The sequence below is a fragment of the Pseudomonas veronii genome (assembly GCF_001439695.1).
Classification (GTDB): domain Bacteria; phylum Pseudomonadota; class Gammaproteobacteria; order Pseudomonadales; family Pseudomonadaceae; genus Aquipseudomonas; species Aquipseudomonas veronii.
In genome coordinates, this window is the sequence record NZ_JYLL01000005.1 from 275,604 (window position 1) to 294,897 (window position 19,294).

The 19,294-nt window shown below is 63.6% G+C and carries 14 protein-coding genes and 2 pseudogenes; 12 read left to right on the forward strand and 4 right to left on the reverse strand.

Features of this window, described 5'->3' with window-relative positions:
* Positions 1-10: 10 nt before the first annotated feature.
* On the reverse strand, positions 11-2,431 hold the full coding sequence (gene lon / locus TU80_RS09235) for an endopeptidase La (RefSeq protein WP_017844553.1): 2,421 nt from the start codon (positions 2,429-2,431) through the stop codon (positions 11-13).
* A gap of 154 nt (positions 2,432-2,585) precedes the next feature.
* Complete coding sequence (locus TU80_RS09240) at positions 2,586-3,575, reverse strand: GntR family transcriptional regulator (protein WP_046384581.1); 990 nt, start codon at positions 3,573-3,575, stop codon at positions 2,586-2,588.
* A 350-nt stretch (positions 3,576-3,925) separates the two neighbouring features.
* Here TU80_RS09240 and TU80_RS09245 point away from each other — a divergent pair, with 350 nt between their 5' ends.
* From TU80_RS09245 to TU80_RS09290, 10 genes and pseudogenes are all read left to right on the forward strand, one after another.
* Positions 3,926-5,257 carry an amidase gene (locus TU80_RS09245; RefSeq protein ID WP_057004314.1) on the forward strand — a complete coding sequence of 444 codons (1,332 nt, stop codon included), beginning with the start codon at positions 3,926-3,928 and terminating at the stop codon, positions 5,255-5,257.
* Positions 5,258-5,269: 12 nt separating this feature from the next.
* Positions 5,270-6,148 carry a polysaccharide deacetylase family protein gene (locus TU80_RS09250; protein WP_046384579.1) on the forward strand — a complete coding sequence of 293 codons (879 nt, stop codon included), beginning with the start codon at positions 5,270-5,272 and terminating at the stop codon, positions 6,146-6,148.
* Positions 6,149-6,309: 161 nt separating this feature from the next.
* A complete protein-coding gene (locus TU80_RS09255; RefSeq protein ID WP_017844557.1) occupies positions 6,310-7,650 on the forward strand; it encodes an MFS transporter in 1,341 nt (446 codons plus the stop codon).
* Positions 7,651-7,660: 10 nt separating this feature from the next.
* A complete protein-coding gene (locus TU80_RS09260) occupies positions 7,661-8,422 on the forward strand; it encodes an SDR family NAD(P)-dependent oxidoreductase (RefSeq protein ID WP_057004315.1) in 762 nt (253 codons plus the stop codon).
* Positions 8,423-8,459: 37 nt separating this feature from the next.
* On the forward strand, positions 8,460-9,209 hold the full coding sequence (locus TU80_RS09265; protein WP_017844559.1) for an SDR family NAD(P)-dependent oxidoreductase: 750 nt from the start codon (positions 8,460-8,462) through the stop codon (positions 9,207-9,209).
* Positions 9,210-9,222: 13 nt separating this feature from the next.
* Positions 9,223-9,522 (forward strand): hypothetical protein, encoded by a 300-nt coding sequence (locus tag TU80_RS09270; protein WP_017844560.1) that lies wholly within the window; start codon positions 9,223-9,225, stop codon positions 9,520-9,522.
* Positions 9,523-9,634: 112 nt separating this feature from the next.
* Positions 9,635-9,987, forward strand: a pseudogene (locus TU80_RS09275) (GTP-binding protein); the annotation flags it as partial.
* A gap of 154 nt (positions 9,988-10,141) precedes the next feature.
* Positions 10,142-10,456, forward strand: a pseudogene (locus TU80_RS09280) (GTP-binding protein); the annotation flags it as partial.
* A gap of 154 nt (positions 10,457-10,610) precedes the next feature.
* Positions 10,611-11,585: a CobW family GTP-binding protein gene (locus tag TU80_RS09285; protein WP_057004318.1), complete on the forward strand. Its 975-nt coding sequence runs from the start codon at positions 10,611-10,613 to the stop codon at positions 11,583-11,585.
* On the forward strand, positions 11,582-12,754 hold the full coding sequence (locus TU80_RS09290; protein ID WP_026139746.1) for an ABC transporter substrate-binding protein: 1,173 nt from the start codon (positions 11,582-11,584) through the stop codon (positions 12,752-12,754). Before TU80_RS09285 ends, TU80_RS09290 begins: the two co-directional genes overlap by 4 nt.
* A gap of 62 nt (positions 12,755-12,816) precedes the next feature.
* On the opposite strand, the gene TU80_RS09295 is transcribed toward TU80_RS09290, so the two are convergent.
* Together TU80_RS09295 and TU80_RS09300 are read right to left on the reverse strand one after the other, a co-directional pair.
* On the reverse strand, positions 12,817-15,228 hold the full coding sequence (locus TU80_RS09295; RefSeq protein WP_046384576.1) for a glucose/quinate/shikimate family membrane-bound PQQ-dependent dehydrogenase: 2,412 nt from the start codon (positions 15,226-15,228) through the stop codon (positions 12,817-12,819).
* A 975-nt stretch (positions 15,229-16,203) separates the two neighbouring features.
* A complete protein-coding gene (locus TU80_RS09300; protein ID WP_046384575.1) occupies positions 16,204-18,222 on the reverse strand; it encodes a TonB-dependent receptor in 2,019 nt (672 codons plus the stop codon).
* Positions 18,223-18,432: 210 nt separating this feature from the next.
* On the opposite strand from TU80_RS09300, the gene TU80_RS09305 reads away from it, so the two are divergent.
* Positions 18,433-18,666: a VF530 family protein gene (locus tag TU80_RS09305; RefSeq protein WP_010212838.1), complete on the forward strand. Its 234-nt coding sequence runs from the start codon at positions 18,433-18,435 to the stop codon at positions 18,664-18,666.
* Positions 18,667-18,670: 4 nt separating this feature from the next.
* Positions 18,671-19,294 carry a Pr6Pr family membrane protein gene (locus TU80_RS09310; RefSeq protein WP_017844565.1) on the forward strand — a complete coding sequence of 208 codons (624 nt, stop codon included), beginning with the start codon at positions 18,671-18,673 and terminating at the stop codon, positions 19,292-19,294.

The window sequence follows — 19,294 nt, forward strand, 5'->3', positions numbered from 1 at the left end:
TAAAGGACGATCAGAACAGCACCTTGGCCACATCCGCAAAGCGCTTGGCGAAGTGGACGGTCATCCCTTCCTTCAGATACTCCGGCAATTCCTCAAAGCTGCCGCGATTCGGCTCCGGCAAGATCAGCTCGTGAATCTTCTGGCGCCGCGCCGCGATCACCTTCTCACGCACCCCGCCAATCGGCAGGACATGCCCGGTCAGCGTCAGCTCGCCGGTCATGGCCACGCCTTTCTTCGGTGGCTGGTTGCGCGCCAGCGACAACAGCGCACTGGCCATGGTCACGCCAGCGCTGGGGCCGTCCTTCGGCGTGGCGCCTTCGGGGACGTGCAGGTGGACGAAGGCTTCATCGAAGAACTTCGGATCACCGCCAAACGATTTCAGGTTGGAGCTGACGTAGCTGTAGGCGATTTCAGCGGATTCTTTCATCACCTCACCCAACTGCCCGGTGAGCTTGAAGCCGCGGTTGAGCGTGTGGATGCGGGTCGCCTCGATCGGCAGGGTCGCGCCGCCCATGCTGGTCCAGGCCAGGCCGGTGATCACGCCGACGCCAGACAGCACTTGTTCGTTGCGGAACACCGGGATGCCCAGGGAGCTTTCCAGGTCCTTGGTGCCGATCTTGATCACCGCGTCCGGCTCATCCAGCAGCTTGACCACCGCCTTGCGCACCAGCTTGCCCAGTTGTTTCTCCAACTGGCGCACCCCGGCTTCGCGGGCGTAGCCGTCGATCAATGCGCGCAGGGCGCCGTCGCTGATGGTCAGGCTGTTTTTCGACACGCCGGCTTTTTCCAACTGCTTAGGCCACAGGTGGCGCTTGGCGATGGCGACTTTTTCTTCGGTGATATAGCCCGACAGGCGAATCACTTCCATGCGGTCCAGCAGGGGGCCGGGGATCGAGTCGAGGGTGTTGGCGGTACACACGAACAGCACTTTCGACAGGTCCAGGCGCAGGTCCAGGTAGTGGTCGAGGAATTCGACGTTCTGTTCCGGGTCGAGGGTTTCCAGCAGCGCCGAAGCCGGGTCGCCCTGGAAGCTCTGGCCCATCTTGTCGATCTCGTCGAGCATGATCACCGGGTTCATCACTTCCACATCTTTGAGCGCCTGCACCAGCTTGCCGGGCAGGGCGCCGATGTAGGTGCGGCGATGGCCCTTGATCTCGGCCTCGTCGCGCATGCCGCCGACGCTGAAGCGATAGAACGGCCGCCCGAGGGATTCGGCAATCGATTTACCCACGCTGGTCTTGCCCACGCCCGGCGGGCCGACCAGCAGCACGATGGAACCGGCGACTTCGCCTTTATAAGCGCCCACCGCGAGGAATTCGAGGATACGACTCTTGATGTCGTCCAGCCCGGCATGGTGTTTGTCCAGGACCTTGCGCGCATGTTTCAGGTCGAGCTTGTCCTTGCCGTACACGCCCCACGGCACCGAGGTTGCCCAGTCCAGGTAGTTGCGCGTCACCGCGTATTCCGGCGAACCGGTTTCGAGGATCGACAGTTTGTTCAGTTCTTCATCGATGCGTTTCTGCGCCTGGGCTGGCAGCACTTTGCCTTCCAGGCGCTGTTCGAACTGTTCGACGTCGGCGCTGCGGTCGTCCTTGGTCAGGCCCAGCTCCTGCTGGATGACCTTGAGCTGTTCCTTGAGGAAGAATTCGCGCTGGTGCTCGCCGATCTTGCGGTTCACCTCGGCGGAGAGTTCTTTTTGCAGGCGCGCGACTTCGACTTCCTTGCGCAGCATCGGCAGGACTTTTTCCATGCGTTTGAGCATGGGCACGCAATCCAGCACTTCCTGCAACTCATTGCCGGTGGCGGAGGTGAGGGCGGCGGCGAAGTCGGTCAGCGGCGACGGGTCGTTGGGGCTGAAGCGGTTGAGGTAGTTCTTCAACTCTTCGCTGTACAGCGGGTTGAGCGGCAGCAGTTCCTTGATCGCATTGATCAGCGCCATGCCGTAGGCCTTGACCTCATCGGTCGGCTCGGTCGGCTGGTGCGGGTATTCGACTTCCACCAGGTACGGTGGGCGATGGTGCTTGAGCCAGGTGCGAATCCGCACGCGGGTCAGGCCCTGGGCGACGAATTGCAGTTTGCCGTTTTCGCGGCTGGCGTGGTGGACCTTGACCAGGGTGCCGTACAGCGGCAGTGCGGAGGTGTCGAAATGCCGCGGGTCTTCGGGCGGCGTGTCCATGAAGAACAGGGCTAGGGAGTGATGGTCGGATTTGCTCACCAACTCCAGGGTTTCGGCCCACGGCTCTTCATTGACGATCACCGGCAATACTTGCGCCGGGAAGAACGGTCGATTGTGAATCGGGATGATGTAGACCTTGTCCGGCAGGTTCTGCCCAGGCAGGGCCAGGCCGGTATTGGACGAGTGAACCTCGGCGTTTTCAGGGTCGGCGTATTCGTTGGCGTCGTAATCGGGGGTATCTTGCTGGTCGCTCATGGGGCACCTGCATCAGGAAGTATGCAAGTTAGATGGGGCGGGCCAGCGGCGGTTTCAATGGCGGGGGCTAGATAGCAACATATTGCATGAAATTACTGCAGAGACCCGGTCAAGGTGAGAGGGGGCTTGCTCCCACAAGGTTAACCGCATGCCGTCAGCTGATTTTGTGCAGGTAGGCGGGCAGGGGCTGTTCCGGCAACACCGACAATACCTTCAACCGCTGCAACATCCGCTGCCGCGCTCGTTGCAGGTGCTCGCGCAGGTTCAACGCCGCCGCATCGAACGCGCCGTGCAGCAACAATTCAAGGATCAAGCGGTGTTCGGCGAGCATCGCCGGGTCGGCGCCGATCCCCAGCAAGCGATAGAAAATCCGACTGATGATCATCGGGCTCTGGCCCTGGCGGATCAGCGCGGCGATCTTGCGGTTCTGCAGGCCGGCCAGGCAGCGTTGGTGCAAGTCTTCTTCGATCTGCTCGATGGCTTCCAGGCTGCATTGCGGGCTGTCCTGGGCGTCGAGCACGCGTTGCAACATGGCTTCGAGCAGCGCGCGGTCAAGGTTCGGCGCGCTCTGGCGCAGCGCTTCAGGCTCCAGGCAGGCGCGCAGTTCGTAGTCTTCGGTGACTTCCCGCGCCGTCAACGGCCCGGCCAGCCATTGGGAGTAGGGCTCTTTTTCCACCAGGCCACGGTCGCGCAGGCGCATCAGCGCTTCACGCACCACTGCGCGGCTGACGCCATAGTGGTCGGCGGCGGCTTGCTCATCCAGGCGATAATGGCCAAAGGCTATGCAGGTGGACAGCGCCGCGCCGATTTCCTCGACGATCCGCTCGCCCAACGGCCGTGTATCCACCAACTCGTCCTCGTCGTTCAGGCCCAGGTGCGCAGCGCTCAGCGGCAGGCGCAGCGGTTCCATGGCCACGCCCTCGGGGTTGATCAGGTAACCGCGCCCGTTGAAACGGCAGATCAACCCTTCGGCATGCAGCAGGTCCAGTGCCTTGCGCACCGGCACGCGGCTGGTGCCGAACAATTCGGCCAGCGGCGCTTCGAGCAGGACCAAGCCGTGGCGGGCGGTGCCGTTGACGATCGCGTCACGCAAAAGCTGGTGAATCATCGCGTAACGGGAGGCCGAGGCGGACACTGCTTTCATCGTGTTCTCTGAGGTAAAGAGGTCTGGTGTATGTAGGACGAAGCCGGGGATTCTCTCATAGATGCGCCTGTCACTCCGCGCCACGTCGGTGGCACTTTTTTGGGGCCTTGAATCTAGGACTGTTACTTTTCTGCACTAAAATGTACTTATTAATAAAAGATACATTATTGGCTTGGGCGTGCGTTGCAGAGTCCGCGCCAGGTTTTTTTGCTTCCTACAAAACCATCTAGCCCGGCGCTCTGGTCGATAAAGCGCAATCGCCGGAAGAGCCCTCGACACAGACTGGCACGAAAGCTGCCTTTATTAAATGTACATTTTATTAATATGTACGTTTTATGAGGGTCAACCTGATGTCAGACGCCACTTCAATGGCCGAGGATTTCGCCAGCGGTCGTAGCGACCCGGTGCAAGCCCTCGAACAGGCGCTCGACCACGCGAGCCGCGCGGCCGCGGTGTTTATCACCCTGACCGCCGACCGCGCCCGCCGCGAAGCCGAAGCCGCCGCCGCCCGGTGGCGCGCCGGCCAGCCCTTGAGTGTGTTCGACGGCGTGCCCCTGGCCTGGAAAGACCTGTTCGACGTGGCCGGCAGCGTCACCACCGCCGGCGCCGCCTACCGCCGCGACGCGCCCGCCGCCTTGCTCGATGCGCCGAGCGTGGGCCTGTTGTGCCGCGCCGGGATGGTCAGCGTGGGCAAGACCAACCTCAGCGAGCTGGCCTATTCCGGCCTTGGCCTGAACCCGCATTTCGGCACGCCGCACAACCCCCATGGGCGTGACCAGCCGCGGATTCCCGGCGGTTCGTCGTCCGGTTCGGCGGTGGCCGTCGCCGCCGGCATCGTGCCCATCGCCATGGGCACCGACACCGCTGGTTCGATCCGCATCCCCGCCGCCTTCAACGGCCTGGTCGGTTACCGCAGCAGCAGTCGGCGCTACAGCCGCGACGGTGTGTTCCCGCTGGCCCGCACCCTCGACAGCCTCGGCCCGCTGACCCGCAGCGTGCGTGATGTGCTGGCCATCGACGACCTGCTCAACGGCCGCCGGCAAACCCATCGCGCCCGCAGCCTCAAGGGCCTGCGCCTGGTGCTTGAGCAACGCCTGCTGGATGACGTGCAACCGGCGGTGCGCAACAACCTGCTGCGCGCCGTCGAGCAACTCAACGCCGCCGGCGCGCTGATCGACGTGCGCCCGTGCGCCACCTTCCAGGCCACCCTGGAACTGATCCAGCAGCAAGGCTGGCTCGGCGCGTTCGAAGCCTTCGCCCTGCACGAAGCGCTGCTCGACAGCCCCGACGCCGCTCGGCTCGATCCGCGTGTCCGGCGCCGCCTCGAAGCGGCGCGGTCGCTGCCGGCCAGCCGCCTGCTCCAACTGATCGACGCGCGTCGCCGTCTGCAACAGCAACTGGTCGACGAACTCGACGGCGCCCTGTTGATCACCCCGACCGTCGCCCATGTCGCCCCGGCGCTGGCAGCGCTGGAAGTCGACGACGAACGCTTTGCAAGCACCAACCTCGCCACCCTGCGCCTGACCATGCCCGGCAGTTTGCTCGACATGCCCGGCGTCACCTTGCCCAGCGGCTGCGACGCCCTGGGCTTGCCCACCGGGCTGCTGCTCAGCGCCCCGACGGGGGAAGACGCACGCCTGTTGCGGGCGGCGCTGTCCGTCGAATTCCAACTGACTATCTAAGGAGACACCCCCATGGCTAAAGACATCCTCTGTGCATTCGGCGTCGACGTTGACGCCGTCGCCGGCTGGCTCGGTTCCTACGGCGGCGAAGACTCGCCCGACGACATTTCCCGCGGCCTGTTCGCCGGTGAAATCGGCGCGCCGCGCCTGCTCAAACTGTTCGAGCGCTACGGCCTGCGCACCACCTGGTTCATCCCCGGCCACTCGATGGAAACTTTTCCCGCGCAAATGAAGGCGGTGGCCGACGCCGGTCACGAAATCGGCGTACACGGCTACAGCCACGAAAACCCGATCGCGATGACCGCCGAGCAGGAAGAAATCGTGCTCGACAAGTCCATCGAACTGATCACCCAAGTGACGGGCAAACGTCCGACTGGCTACGTCGCACCGTGGTGGGAATTCAGCAAGGTCACCAACGAGCTGCTGCTGAAAAAAGGCATCAAGTACGACCACAGCCTGATGCACAACGACTTCCACCCCTACTACGTGCGCAAGGGCGACAGCTGGACCAAGATCGACTACAGCCAGCACCCCGACACCTGGATGAAACCCCTGGTACGCGGCGAAGAAACCGACCTGGTGGAGATCCCGGCCAACTGGTACCTCGACGACCTGCCGCCGATGATGTTCATCAAAAAGGCGCCCAACAGCCACGGCTTCGTCAACCCGCGTCACCTCGAAGAAATGTGGCGCGACCAGTTCGACTGGGTCTACCGCGAACACGAACACGCGGTGTTCACCATGACCATCCACCCCGACGTGTCCGGCCGCCCGCAAGTGCTGCTGATGCTCGAACGCTTGATCGAACACATCCAGAGCCATGCCGGCGTGCGCTTCGTCACCTTCGACGAAATCGCCGATGACTTTATCCGTCGGCAACCGCGTACCTGATCCCCACCCCTTGTAGGAGCGAGCTTGCTCGCGAAAAACCTGAGAACGCCGCGTGCATCCAGGATGCCCGCGTCATCGTTGATGATTTTCGCGAGCAAGCTCGCTCCTACAAGATGGGTTCAAACCGCGTAGTTGACCCCCCCACCTTTGAGGCGCGATTCATGTCCATCTACAACAAGCTTGACCTGACTGGCTGGAAACCCCGGCAACTGACGTCCCAGGAAGTGCGCTTCGCCACCTGGATCGCGTTTTTCGCCTGGGTGTTTGCGGTGTACGACTTCATCCTGTTCGGCACGTTGCTGCCGGAGATCGGCCGGCACTTCGGCTGGGGCGAGGTGGAGCAAGCTGAAATCGCGACCTGGGTGGCGGTGGGCACGGCGGTGGTGGCGTTTGCCATTGGCCCCGTTGTCGACAAGTTGGGGCGACGCAAAGGGATCATCTTCACCGTGGCCGGTTCCGCAGTGTGCTCGGCGCTGACCGCGATCGGTGGGGCGTGGGGCAAGTCGCCGCTGATTCTGATCCGTTCGTTGGGCGGTCTGGGCTATGCCGAGGAAACCGTCAACGCCACGTATTTGAGCGAGCTGTATGGCGCCTCGGAAGACCCCCGACTGACCAAGCGTCGCGGGTTTATCTACAGCCTGGTGCAGGGCGGCTGGCCGGTCGGTGCATTGATTGCCGCCGGTTTGACCGCGCTGTTGCTGCCAATCATCGGCTGGCAGGGGTGCTTCATTTTTGCTGCGATCCCGGCCATCGTGATTGCGATCATGGCGCGCAAGCTCAAGGAGAGCCCGCAGTTCCAGATCCACCAGCGTATCAGCGAGCTGCGTAAAAGCGGCGCGGTGAGTGAAGCGCAAAACGTTGCCGTGACCTATGGCGTGGACTACGACGAGCACAGCAAAGCCGGCCTCAAAGCCGCCTTCCGAGGCCCGGCCCGCCGCGCCACCCTGGTGATCGGCGCCGCGCTGTTGCTCAACTGGGCGGCGATCCAGGTGTTCAGCGTGCTCGGCACGTCGGTGATCGTCAGCGTTCACCACATCTCGTTCGAGAACTCGCTGATCATCCTCGTGCTGTCGAACCTGGTGGGTTACTGCGGTTACCTCAGCCACGGCTGGATGGGCGACAAGATCGGCCGCCGCAATGTCATCGGCCTGGGCTGGATGCTCGGCGGGCTGTCGTTCGCCGGGATGCTGTTCGGCCCGAGCAACATGGCGATGGTGGTCGGGCTGTACAGCCTGGGCCTGTTCTTCCTGATCGGGCCGTATTCGGCGGCGTTGTTTTTTATCAGCGAAAGTTTCCCCACCAGCATCCGCGCCACCGGCGGCGCGATCATCCATGCCATGGGCCCGATCGGTGCGGTGGTCGCGGGGTTCGGCGCGACGCAAGTGTTGTCCGCCGGCAGCGACTGGCAGACCGCCGCCCTGTGGTTCGGCGCCGTGCCGTGCTTTTTGTCCGGCGTGCTGATGTTCGCCGCACGCCATGTGCGCCCGGAAACCGTGCAGTAAGGAGTGTTCGATGAACCGTAAAGTTGCCTTGATTACCGGTGCCGCCAGCGGCATCGGCCAAGCCCTCGCCGTGGCCTATGCGCGTTGCGGCGTGGCCGTGGTGGGCGGGTATTACCCGGCCGACCCCCATGACCCGCGCACCACCGTGTCCTTGGTGGAGCAAGCGGGCGGCGAGTGCCTGATGCTGCCGCTGGACGTCGGCGACGGCGCCTCGGTGGACGCCTTGGCGGCCCAGGCCGTGCAGCATTTTGGCCGCCTCGATTACGCAGTGGCCAATGCCGGTCTGCTGCGTCGGGCGCCGCTGCTGGAAATGACCGATCAGGTGTGGGACGAAATGCTCAATGTCGACCTGACCGGGGTGATGCGTACCTTCCGCGCAGCGACCCGGCATATGCCCGCAGGCGGTGCGCTGGTGGCGATTTCGTCGATTGCCGGCGGCGTATATGGCTGGCAGGAACACAGCCATTACGCGGCGGCCAAGGCCGGTGTGCCGGGGTTGTGCCGCTCGCTGGCGGTGGAACTGGCGCCGTTGGGGATTCGCTGCAATGCGGTGATCCCGGGCTTGATCGAGACGCCGCAATCGCTGGATGCGCAGAACTCCCTCGGGCCGCAAGGCCTGGCCAAGGCGGCGCGGGCGATTCCGCTGGGCCGGGTGGGCAGGGCGGATGAAGTGGCGTCGCTGGTGCAGTTTTTGACCAGTGACGCGTCGAGCTATTTGACCGGGCAAAGCATCGTCATCGACGGTGGCCTGACCGTGCGCTGGCCCGACTGACCCCACCTGGGTTCTGTGTTTTTTCAGGAGTTTGTGTATGCCCCAACTGACTAACCGCCGCGCCGTGATCACCGGCGCCGGCAGCGGCATCGGTGCCGCCATCGCCCGTGCCTATGCCGCTGAAGGCGCGCGCCTGCTGCTGGCCGACCGCAATGCCGTCAGCCTCGCCGAAACCGCCGTCACCTGCCGCAACCTCGGCGCGCAAGTGTTCGAGTGCCTGGCCGATGTCGGCACCGTCGAAGGCGCCCAGGCCAGTGTCGACCGTTGCGTCGAACATTTCGGCGGCATCGATATCCTGGTCAACAACGCCGGCATGCTCACCCAGGCTCGCTGCGTCGACCTTACGATCGAAATGTGGAACGACATGCTGCGCGTCGACCTCACCAGCGTCTTCGTCGCCAGCCAGCGCGCCTTGCCGCACATGCTGGCGCAGGGCTGGGGACGGATCATCAACGTCGCCTCGCAACTGGGGATCAAGGGCGGCGCCGAGCTGACCCACTACGCTGCGGCCAAGGCCGGGGTGATTGGCTTCACCAAATCCCTGGCGCTGGAAGTCGCCAAGGACAACGTGCTGGTCAACGCCATCGCGCCGGGGCCCATCGAAACGCCGCTGGTGGGCGGCATCAGCGACACCTGGAAGCGCGCCAAGGCCGCCGAACTGCCCCTGGGCCGCTTCGGCCTGGCCGACGAAGTGGCGCCGACCGCCGTGCTGCTGGCCAGCGAGCCGGGCGGCAACCTGTTCGTCGGCCAGACCCTGGGCCCGAACTCCGGCGATGTCATGCCATGAGCGGGGTATAGCCATGTGCGGACTCTGCGGGCTGCTCGGCGAAGACCTGCACTGGAGCGACCCCCTGGGCGACGAGTTGCCCCGGCGCCGCGAACGCCTGCGCCGGATCGCCGCGATCAACCAGGTGCTGGCGGTGTTCCGGCTCAAGGTCGAAGACTTCCAGGGCGCGTCGTACCTGCTGCTCGGCGCGACCGGCAAGCAGGCGTTGGCCAGCGGCCTGGATCAACTCTGGCAAGCGGCCGAAACCATGCTCGGGCGCCAGCTGGACCCCCTCGACCCGCAACTACTCGATCACTTGGAATGCCCCCTGTAGGAGCGAGCTTGCTCGCGAAAAGCCCGAGAACGCCGCGTGTATCCAGGATGCCCGCGTCATCGTTGACGATTTTCGCGAGCAAGCTCGCTCCTACAAGGGGCGGAGGTAACATATGAGTATTGCCCTCAACGTCATCACCGGCTTCCTCGGCAGTGGCAAGACCAGCTTGCTCACGCGCCTGCTGCAGGGCGAGAGCCTTGGCGACACGGCGCTGCTGATCAATGAGTTCGGCGACGTCGGCATCGACCACCTGCTGGTGGAAGAGGTGGCGCCGGACACGGTGCTGCTGCCCGGCGGCTGCGTGTGCTGCTCGATTCGCGGCGAACTCAAAGACGCATTGCTCAGCCTGCGGCGCCGATCCTCGCGACCCTCAACAACGACGTGCAACTGCGCGGGCGTGTTCATATCGGCCTGGATCAACTCTGGCAAGCGGCCGAAACCATGCTCGGGCGCCAGTTGGATCCCCTCGACCCGCAACTACTCGATCACTTGGAATGCCCCCTGTAGGAGCGAGCTTGCTCGCGAAAAGCCCGAGAACGCCGCGTGCATCCAGGATGCCCGCGTCATCGTTGACGATTTTCGCGAGCAAGCTCGCTCCTACAAGGGGCGGAGGTAACATATGAGTATTGCCCTCAACGTCATCACCGGCTTCCTCGGCAGCGGCAAGACCAGCTTGCTCACGCGCCTGCTGCAGGGCGAGAGCCTTGGCGACACGGCGCTGCTGATCAATGAGTTCGGCGACGTCGGCATCGACCACCTGCTGGTGGAAGAGGTGGCCTTCAAGCGGGTGATCCTGGAAACCACCGGCCTGGCCGACCCGGCGCCGATCCTCGCGACCCTCAACAACGACGTGCAACTGCGCGGGCGTGTTCATATCGGCCTGGATCAACTCTGGCAAGCGGCCGAAACCATGCTCGGGCGCCAGCTGGACCCCCTCGACCCGCAACTACTCGATCACTTGGAATGCCCCCTGTAGGAGCGAGCTTGCTCGCGAAAAGCCCGAGAGCGCCGCGTGCATCCAGGATGCCCGCGTCATCGTTGATGATTTTCGCGAGCAAGCTCGCTCCTACAAGGGGCGGAGGTAACATATGGGTATTGCCCTCAACGTCATCACCGGCTTCCTCGGCAGTGGCAAGACCAGCTTGCTCACGCGCCTGCTGCAGGGCGAAAGCCTCGGCGACACGGCGCTGCTGATCAATGAGTTCGGCGACGTCGGCATCGACCACCTGCTGGTGGAAGAGGTCGCGCCGGACACGGTGCTGCTGCCCGGCGGCTGCGTGTGCTGCTCGATTCGCGGCGAACTCAAAGACGCATTGCTCAGCCTGTTGCAACGCCGCGAGCGCGGCGAGATCCCGGCCTTCAAGCGGGTGATCCTGGAAACCACCGGCCTGGCCGACCCGGCGCCGATCCTCGCGACCCTCAACAACGACGTGCAACTGCGCGGGCGTGTTCATATCGGCCTGGTCATCACCCTGGTCGACGCCAGCCACGCGGCCCTGCAGGAACGCCTGCACCCGGAATGGCTGGCCCAGGTGGCGGCGGCGGATCGCTTGCTGCTGAGCAAGACCGACCTTGTGGACGACTGCGCACCGCTGCGCCTGCACCTGCAGGCGCTGAACGCGGGCACGCCGATCCTTGATAGCCGCGACATCCACAGCGGCGATCAACTGCTGCTCGGCGCAGGTCTGCGCAGCGCCGAACCGGCCGCCGAAGTCAGGCGCTGGCAACTGCACCGGACCACCACCGCCCGCCACGGCGCCGCGCAAGTCTGCTGCCTGAGCTTCGACCGGCCGCTGGATTGGGTCGGTTTCGGAGTGTGGTTGTCGATGCTGTTAAGATGCCATGGCGAACGAATCCTTCGCGTCAAAGGACTGCTCAACGTGAACGCAAGCTCGGCCCCCATCGTCATTCATGGTGTGCAGCACTGCCTGCATGCGCCGGTCCACCTGCCAGCGTGGCCGGGCAGCGACCGCCAATCGCGCCTGGTGTTTATCCTGCGCGGCCTCGACCCGGTGCTGCTGCGCCGCTCGTTTGAGGCGTTTTCACGGCGGTTCGCGGCATGATCACCTTAAGAGTCCTCGGTACGTCGGTGACCTTGCTCGAATGCTTGCGCGTGCGGGCCGAACAGGAACTGGGCATTCGCCTGGTGTACCAGGTGCATGACGTCGAACAGGCCCAGCGCATCGCCGTGATGCAGCCCGACAGCTACGACCTGTACGACCAGTGGTTCCACAACGTCGACTTCGTATGGCCCGCCCGCGCGATCCAACCCATCGACACGCGGCGCATCGCCTTGTGGCACGAGATCAACGACCTGCCCAAGCGCGGTCGCCTGTCGCCCAGCGACCGCCTGGGCAGTGGCAGCGTGCCCAGCGAGCGGCTGTTTGTGCAGCACGATGGTAGCCTCGGCAGCACGGTCACCGAACGCATCAGCATGTTGCCGCTGACCCACAACGCCGACAGCTTCGCCTACCGCCCCGAGCGCCTGCCCGAGGCGTTCAGCCGCAGCAACGAAAGCTGGGGCTGGCTGCTCGACCCGCTGTTGCGCGCGCGCACCGCGTTGCAAAGTGACGCGGCCATCGGCGCGCTCGATGCCGCGTTGGCGGTGCAGGGCGCCGGGCTGGCGAGGTTCAGGGACATCGGCAACATGAGCATCGAAGAGATCGACGTGCTCGCCGATATCCTGGTGCGCAAGCAGAAGGAAGGGCACTTCGCGGCGTTCTGGTCCGACGATGAAGAAGCCGCGCAATTGATGCTAAGCCCGAACATCGATATCCAGAGCCTGTGGTCGCCGACCCTGATGCGCCTGCATCGCGCCGGGGTGAAGTACCGCCTGGCGGTGCCGCGTGAAGGCTATCGCGCCTGGTTCGGCGGCCTGTCGTTGTCGCGCCATGCCCAGGGCCCGGTGCTCGACGCGGCTTATGCGTACCTCAATTGGTGGTTGTCCGGCTGGCCGGGCGCGGTGATGGCACGCCAGGGTTACTACATCGGCAACCCGGCACGCAGCCGCGATCATTTGACCAGCGCCGAATGGGACTACTGGTACGCCGGCAAGCCCGCGCGCGAAGAGTTACCGGGCAGCGACGGCCTGCCGCTGATCGATATCGGCGAAGTGCGCGACGGCGGCTCCTATGAACAGCGCATGGGGCATATCGCGGTGTGGAATTCGGTGATGGATGAACACAACTACCTGGTGCGGCGCTGGGGGGATTTCATGCGCGCGCGAGGCTGATGCCAACCAAAAAAGGCGGCTACCTGTGAGGGTAGCCGCCTTTGTTTTGCTGCAGGTTTTGCTTAATCCGGCAGTTTGAACGCCATCACATAGTCACCCTGCTTGGTGCCCAGGGAGCCGTGACCGCCGGCCATGACCAGCACGTATTGCTTGCCGTCCTTGCCGGTGTAGGTCATCGGTGTGGTTTGCGCACCGGCTGGCAGGCGACCTTCCCACAGTTGCTTGCCGTTTTTCACGTCATAGGCACGCAGGTACTGGTCGAGGGTGCCGCTGAGGAAGGACACGCCACCGGCGGTGGTGAAAGTGCCGCCCAGGCTAGGCACGCCCATGGTCAGCGGGAGCGGAACCGGCGAGCTGTCGCGCACGGTGCCGTTCTTGTGCATCCAGATGGTTTTGTGGGTGGTCAGGTCGACCGCCGCCACATAACCCCACGCCGGTGCCTGGCACGGCAGGCCCATCGGCGACAGCATCGCTTCGAGGATCACGCCGTAGGGCGCGCCTTTGTTCGGCTGCACGCCTTGGGTTTCGCTGATGCGCGGGCCTTGCTTGGCAATGTCGGCGGCCGGGATCAGTTTCGATTTGAACGCCATGTAGTTCGGGTTCACGAACGCGATCTGGCGCACCGGGTCGACGGAAATGCCACCCCAGTCGAACACGCCGAAGTTACCCGGATAAACGATCGAACCTTGCAGCGAAGGCGGGGTGAACGCACCGTCGTAGCGCATGGATTTGAAATCGATGCGGCACAGCATCTGGTCGAACGGGGTCACGCCCCACATGTCGCGCTCTTTGAGCGGCGGTGGCATGAAGTTCAGATCAGACTTCGGTTGCGTCGGCGCGGTGTGATCGCCCGCGACTGCGCCTTGCGGCACGGCCACTTCGTGGATCGGCACCACCGGTTGGCCGGTGGCGCGGTCCAGCACGTAGATGCTGCCTTGTTTGGTCGACGCCATCACCGCTTGTTTCACGCCGGCTTCGGTCTTGATGTCGATCAGCGAAGGCTGGCCGCCCACGTCCATGTCCCACAGGTCATGGTGGGTGAACTGGAAGGTCCACTTCACGTGGCCGCTGTCGATGTCCAGGGCGGTCAGGCCGGCGCTGTATTTTTCCGAGTCTTCGGTACGGTCGCCGCCGTATTGGTCGGGCATCTGGTTGCCCATCGGCAGGTAGAGCATGCCGAGTTTTTCATCCACAGAGAACATGGACCACATGTTCGGCGAGTTGCGGGTGTAGGTCTTGCCTTCGGCCAACGGGGTGGTGTCGTCTGGGTTGCCGCTGTCCCAGTTCCACACCAGCTTGCCGGTGTGGACGTCGAACGCGCGGATCACGCCGCTGGGCTCGTCGGTGGAGACGTTATCGGTGACGTGACCGCCGATCACCACCAGGTTTTTGGTCACCGCCGGTGGCGAAGTGGAGTAGTAACCGCCTGGGGCGAAGCTGCCGATATTGGCACGCAGGTCGACCTGGCCTTTGTCGCCGAAGTCTTCGCACATCTTGCCGGTGTCGGCGTTCAGGGCGATCAGGCGGGTGTCGGCGGTCGGCACGAAGATGCGTTTCGGGCAGGCGTTCGGCGCGGCAGCCGGGCTGGCGCTGCCGGTCGGGCTCTGTTCGGAGGCGTAGGCGGCGTCATCGTGATACGACACGCCACGGCAGGTCATGTGCGCCCAACCCTTGAAGTTTGCGGCACCTTCGGTGCTGATCTTCGGGTCGAAACGCCAGATTTCCTTGCCGGTATCCGGGTCCAGGGCAATCACCTGGCTGTGCGGGGTACACACGTAGAGCATGCCGTTGACTTTCAGCGGGGTGTTTTCCGCGGTGGTCTCGCCCGGGTCGTTCGGGCCTGGGATGTCGCCGGTGCGGTAGGTCCACGCTGGAACCAGTTTGTGGGCGTTTTCCGGGGTGATCTGCGCCAGAGGCGAGTAGCGATCGCCGTAGGCCGAACGGCCGTAGGAATTCCAGTCGCCATCGGCCTGGGTCGGCGCGGCGCTGGCCATGCCCGGTACTGCGTCGCGGTCCAGTTGGCCTTTGATTTCACCCGGGTGGGTGAATTGGCTGGCCACGGCGGCAGCGCCGGCCAGGACCACGGCCACGCTCAGCGCGCCGGTGCCCAGCGGTGCCGATTGGCCACGCAGCAACGGACGGCGAAACCATGGGAGTAGCATGACGATGCCCAGGGCGAACAGCAGTGCCAGGCGCGGTACCAACTGCCACCAGTCCAGGCCGACTTCCCACAGTGCCCACACGGTACTGGCGAACAGTACCAGTGCGTATAGGCCCAGCGCGGCGCGGCGGGTGGCCAGCAGCAGAAGGCCGGTCAGGGTGATGCCGATGCCGGCCAGCAGGTAGTACAGCGACCCGCCGAGCAGGCTCAGCTTGATACCGCCGGCCAGTAAGGCCAGGCCCATGATCAGCAGCAAGACGCCTAGCAGCCTGGGCAGTAGGCGGCTTGGGCTTGAGGCACCATCAGTGCTCATAGTGTGTTTCTCCGTGACGTTGGAATTATGTGTCCCCGTGTGTCTTCACTGTAGATGACGATTTGGCACGGGCTTGGTTCAGCGTGAGTCGGTTTTTCCTGGGGATAGCGGGGGGTATCCACAGGGGGGTGATTTATTTTTAGGCGCGGTCGGGTGTGAGACAGCGCTGTCTTTGTGGCGAGGGGTGTTCGGTAGGTTGGGGTTGACCGAGAGTGAATCGTTTCAGGTTATTGCCGCCAAGGATAATGCGGTGGGGCGTTGAGAGAAAGTGAAAATCGCAAGATGCATTATTTCGGATTTGGTAACAGTGACAGAATGTCGCTGTGGGATGAGGGGGTGGGGTTGTTGTTAGGGGGCTGGTGGATGGCCTTGGGGGAGGGGGCATATCCGTTTCTTCGGTAACGGCGGCTATGGGTTCCGCCCTTACGGCGGGTCACTTTGGAAAAGCCCCAAAGTAACCAAAGGGCTCTTGCCCCACCACTCGGCACCTCGCTAGTGCTCGGTGTGCCCTCACTCCGGCTTGAATCCGTGGGCCGCCGTCATGGGCCATCCCTGGCCCAGGACGGCTAACCCGGCGTCCTGCCGGGTTGCCCACGGATTCAAGCCTGCGTTCGGCCAGCGTGGTTTAACGGGGCGCCTCAGATCAAGATCAAGAGCCTCGCTTCGCATTGTGGAGTGCTTTGGATCAAAAGCGGATCAAGAGCCTCGCTTCGCATTGTGGAGTGCTTTGGATCAAAAGCGGATCAAGAGCCTCGCTTCGCATTGTGGAGTGCTTTGGATCAAAAGCGGATCAAGAGCCTCGCTTTGCATTGTGGAGTGCTTTGGATCAAAAGCAGGTCAAGAGCCTCGCTTCGCATTGTGGGGTGCTTTGGATCAAAAGCGGATCAAGAGCCTCGCTTTGCATTGTGGGGGGCTTTGGATCGAAAGCGGATCAAGAGCCTCGCTTTGCATCGTGGGGCGGTTCTTTTTGGATAGTTAGAAGGTGGTGCGCAGGCCCACTTGTACGCTTCTGCCTGCTGCCGGGGCGATGTCGCGCAGGATCGAGCTGGCGTAGCGCACGGTTTGGTTGGTCAGGTTTTCGCCATTGACGAATGCCAGCCACTGGCTGCCGCCGACGTTGAAGCGATAGCCGGCGCTGGCGCCCAGCGTGGTGTAGCCGTCGGTGCCGCTTTCGTTGGAGGGCACACGGCCTTGTCCGGCGGCGTGTTCGATGTCGATGCGCGCTTGCCAGCGGTCCAGTTCCCACAGCAAGCCGCTGTTCAGGCGCAGCGGTGCGATGCGCGGCAGGGCTTCGCCGGTGTCGAGGTTGGTGGCGCGGGTGTAGTCGCCCGACAGTTCCAGTGCGAACTTGCCGTAGGCGCCTTCGCCGAGCTTCCAGTGATCCTGGGCTTCAAAGCCGGCGAAACGGGCACGCACTCCTGAGTATTCGTATTCGGGGATGCCGCCGGCGTCTTCTTCACCTTCGTCGTTCAATGTGCGACCTGTGCCCAGCAGGCCGATGTAGTTGGAGAAACGGCTGTAGAACACGCCGAAGCTGCCCTTGTGCGTGCCGTTGTCAAAGCGCAGTGCGAGGTCGCTGGATACGGCTTTTTCTTTCTTCAGGTTGGCGTTGCCCAACTCGTAGGTGCCGGTGGCGACGTGAGCGCCGTTGGCGTACAGCTCGTAGAAGGTCGGCGCGCGTTCGGTGTAGCCCAGGGTTGCGGCCAGCGACCAGATCGGCGTGAGGGTGTACACCGCGCCGGACGACAGGCTGCCGGCGGTGAAGTCGTTGGTCTTGTCGGCATTGGCGAAGCGCGCGTTGCCTTTGCTGTCCGGGTCGACGCTGGTGTGCTCCAGGCGCCCGCCGAGGCTGAGTTTCAGGCGCTCGGTGGCCTGCATTTCTTCGAGGATGAACAGCGCGCCGGCGTTGGTGTCGGTCTGCGGCACGAAGGCTTCTTCGCCGAGGGCCGAGAACTCGTTGCGGGTCACTTGTGCGCCGACCACGCCGTCGAAGGGGCCGAGCGGCTGGTGGCGCGCTTCAACCCGGGCTTCATAGCCTTTGTTCTTGAAGATCGTGCCGGTTTCGCCGCCTTCGATTTCGCGGTGCTCGTAGTCGGTGTAGCCGGCGTCGAGTTTCACCGAGGTGAACGGGCCCTGCAGGTTGCGTACCTCGGAGGCAAACGCGTAGTGGTCCTGCTTCATGCGGATCCGCACAGCCTGTTCGGCGGGTGAGCCGTAGTTGCTGTCGTAGGTGCTGTAGGACAGCCCGGCATAACCGTCGTCCCAGGTGTAGGAACCGCCCAGCGCACCGCCGTCCTGGCGCCCATCGCTGTTGCCCAGGCGGCCGTTTTTGCCGGGGCCGTCTTCGGCTTCCGGAGCGTGGCGGCTGCGGGCTTGGCCCGGGATTTTGAGGTCGTTGAATTCCCGCGCATTCGCGTCCAGGTGCAGGGCGAAGGTGCCGTTGCCGGCTTCGAGTTTGCCCGCGCTGCTGCGCGTGGTGTCGGCGCCGCCGTAGCGTAATTCGCCAGCGCCGTGGATGCCTTCGATGGCTTCGGTGGGGATGCGATTGTCGAAGGTGTTGACCACCCCGCCGATGGCGCTGCCGCCGTACAACAGGGCCGCCGGGCCGCGCACGATTTCGATGCGGTCGACGTTGACCGGGTCCAGCGGCACGGCGTGGTCGTAGGACAGCGACGACGCATCCAGCGCGCCCACGCCGTTGCGCAGCAGGCGAATGCGGTCGCCATCCTGGCCGCGGATGATCGGTCGGCTGGCGCCCGGGCCGAAGTAGGACGACGACACGCCCGGTTGCTTGTTCAGGGTTTCGCCGAGGCTGCCTTTTTGCTGCAGGGTCAGCTCATCGCCTTCCAGCACGGTGGTCGGCGAAGCCAGTTGCGCGCTGCCCAGGGGGTTGGCGGTGATGACTTGGGGTTGCAGTTCCAGCGCATGGGCTTCGGAGCAGATCAGCAGGGCGGCGGCGAGGGGCGACAAGCGCCAGGCAGAGGAGAGGGACATCGGACATTCCTTGGCAAACGACAAAAAGAGAAGGCGGCAAACGGTAACGAACAGCTTACGGTTGATAACTATCGTTACAATATAACATCTCTTTTTGCCCTGAAAATGGCAACTTTTCCCCAGGGGCTATATTCAATGCGGTGCTTCCACCTGTTCGCCCCGTCGGCTAAGGTGCGCGGCTGTATTTCCTCTTTTTGCAAAAGGCCTGGCATGACCGCGACAAGCAACGACCCGCTTCACGGCGTGACTCTGCAACACGTCCTCACCACCCTGGTGGAACACTACGAATGGAGCGGTCTGGCCGAGCGCATCGATGTCCGCTGTTTCAAGAGCGACCCGAGCATCAAGTCGAGCCTGACGTTCCTGCGCAAAACCCCGTGGGCGCGGGAGAAAGTCGAAGGGCTGTACGTGAAACTGATGCGTACCAAACGCCCGTTGGACTGAGCCCATGAAACGCTGTGTGACGGCGGCGGCCCTGGCCGGTTGGGTGGGGTTGGCGATTCAGCAATACCTGATTTTCTATTCGCGCTGGTCGACGGGCGCCAGCCTGTTGGGCGGTCTGGTCAACTTCTTCAGCTTCTTCACCGTGTTGACCAACACCCTGGTGGTGGTGGTGCTGAGCTACGCCGTGGTTGATCGTGATTCAGCGGCGAAGCGGTTTTTCCTGGCGCCCAGGGTCAGCAGCGCGATTGTCGCCAGCATCGTGCTGGTGAGCCTGGCCTATAACCTGCTGCTGCGGCACCTGTGGCAGCCCGAAGGGTTCCAGTTCATCGCCGACGAATTGCTGCACGACGTGATGCCGCTGCTGTTTGTCGTCTACTGGTGGCGCTGTGTGCCCAAGGGCACGTTGCAGTGCAAACACATTGGCCTGTGGGTGTTGTACCCGTTGGTGTACTTCGCCTATGTGCTGCTGCGCGGGGATTTGCTCGGGCAATACCAGTACCCGTTTTTCGACGTCGGCACCCTCGGTTATCCACAGGTGTTCGTGAATGCCGGGGGGATTCTGGCGGGGTTCGTGCTGATTGCTCTGGCGGTGGTGGGGTTGGATAAAAGCATCAAACCCCACGGATGA

Coding starts and splice junctions, on each gene's coding strand:
- TU80_RS09290 (WP_026139746.1), top strand. CDS start 11,582: ATGATCACCTTAAGAGTCCTCGGTACGTCGGTGACCTTGCTCGAATGC.
- TU80_RS09300 (WP_046384575.1), bottom strand. CDS start 18,222: ATGTCCCTCTCCTCTGCCTGGCGCTTGTCGCCCCTCGCCGCCGCCCTG.
- TU80_RS09305 (WP_010212838.1), top strand. CDS start 18,433: ATGACCGCGACAAGCAACGACCCGCTTCACGGCGTGACTCTGCAACAC.
- TU80_RS09250 (WP_046384579.1), top strand. CDS start 5,270: ATGGCTAAAGACATCCTCTGTGCATTCGGCGTCGACGTTGACGCCGTC.
- TU80_RS09265 (WP_017844559.1), top strand. CDS start 8,460: ATGCCCCAACTGACTAACCGCCGCGCCGTGATCACCGGCGCCGGCAGC.
- TU80_RS09240 (WP_046384581.1), bottom strand. CDS start 3,575: ATGAAAGCAGTGTCCGCCTCGGCCTCCCGTTACGCGATGATTCACCAG.
- TU80_RS09295 (WP_046384576.1), bottom strand. CDS start 15,228: ATGAGCACTGATGGTGCCTCAAGCCCAAGCCGCCTACTGCCCAGGCTG.
- TU80_RS09285 (WP_057004318.1), top strand. CDS start 10,611: ATGGGTATTGCCCTCAACGTCATCACCGGCTTCCTCGGCAGTGGCAAG.
- TU80_RS09310 (WP_017844565.1), top strand. CDS start 18,671: ATGAAACGCTGTGTGACGGCGGCGGCCCTGGCCGGTTGGGTGGGGTTG.
- lon (WP_017844553.1), bottom strand. CDS start 2,431: ATGAGCGACCAGCAAGATACCCCCGATTACGACGCCAACGAATACGCC.
- TU80_RS09255 (WP_017844557.1), top strand. CDS start 6,310: ATGTCCATCTACAACAAGCTTGACCTGACTGGCTGGAAACCCCGGCAA.
- TU80_RS09245 (WP_057004314.1), top strand. CDS start 3,926: ATGTCAGACGCCACTTCAATGGCCGAGGATTTCGCCAGCGGTCGTAGC.
- TU80_RS09260 (WP_057004315.1), top strand. CDS start 7,661: ATGAACCGTAAAGTTGCCTTGATTACCGGTGCCGCCAGCGGCATCGGC.
- TU80_RS09270 (WP_017844560.1), top strand. CDS start 9,223: ATGTGCGGACTCTGCGGGCTGCTCGGCGAAGACCTGCACTGGAGCGAC.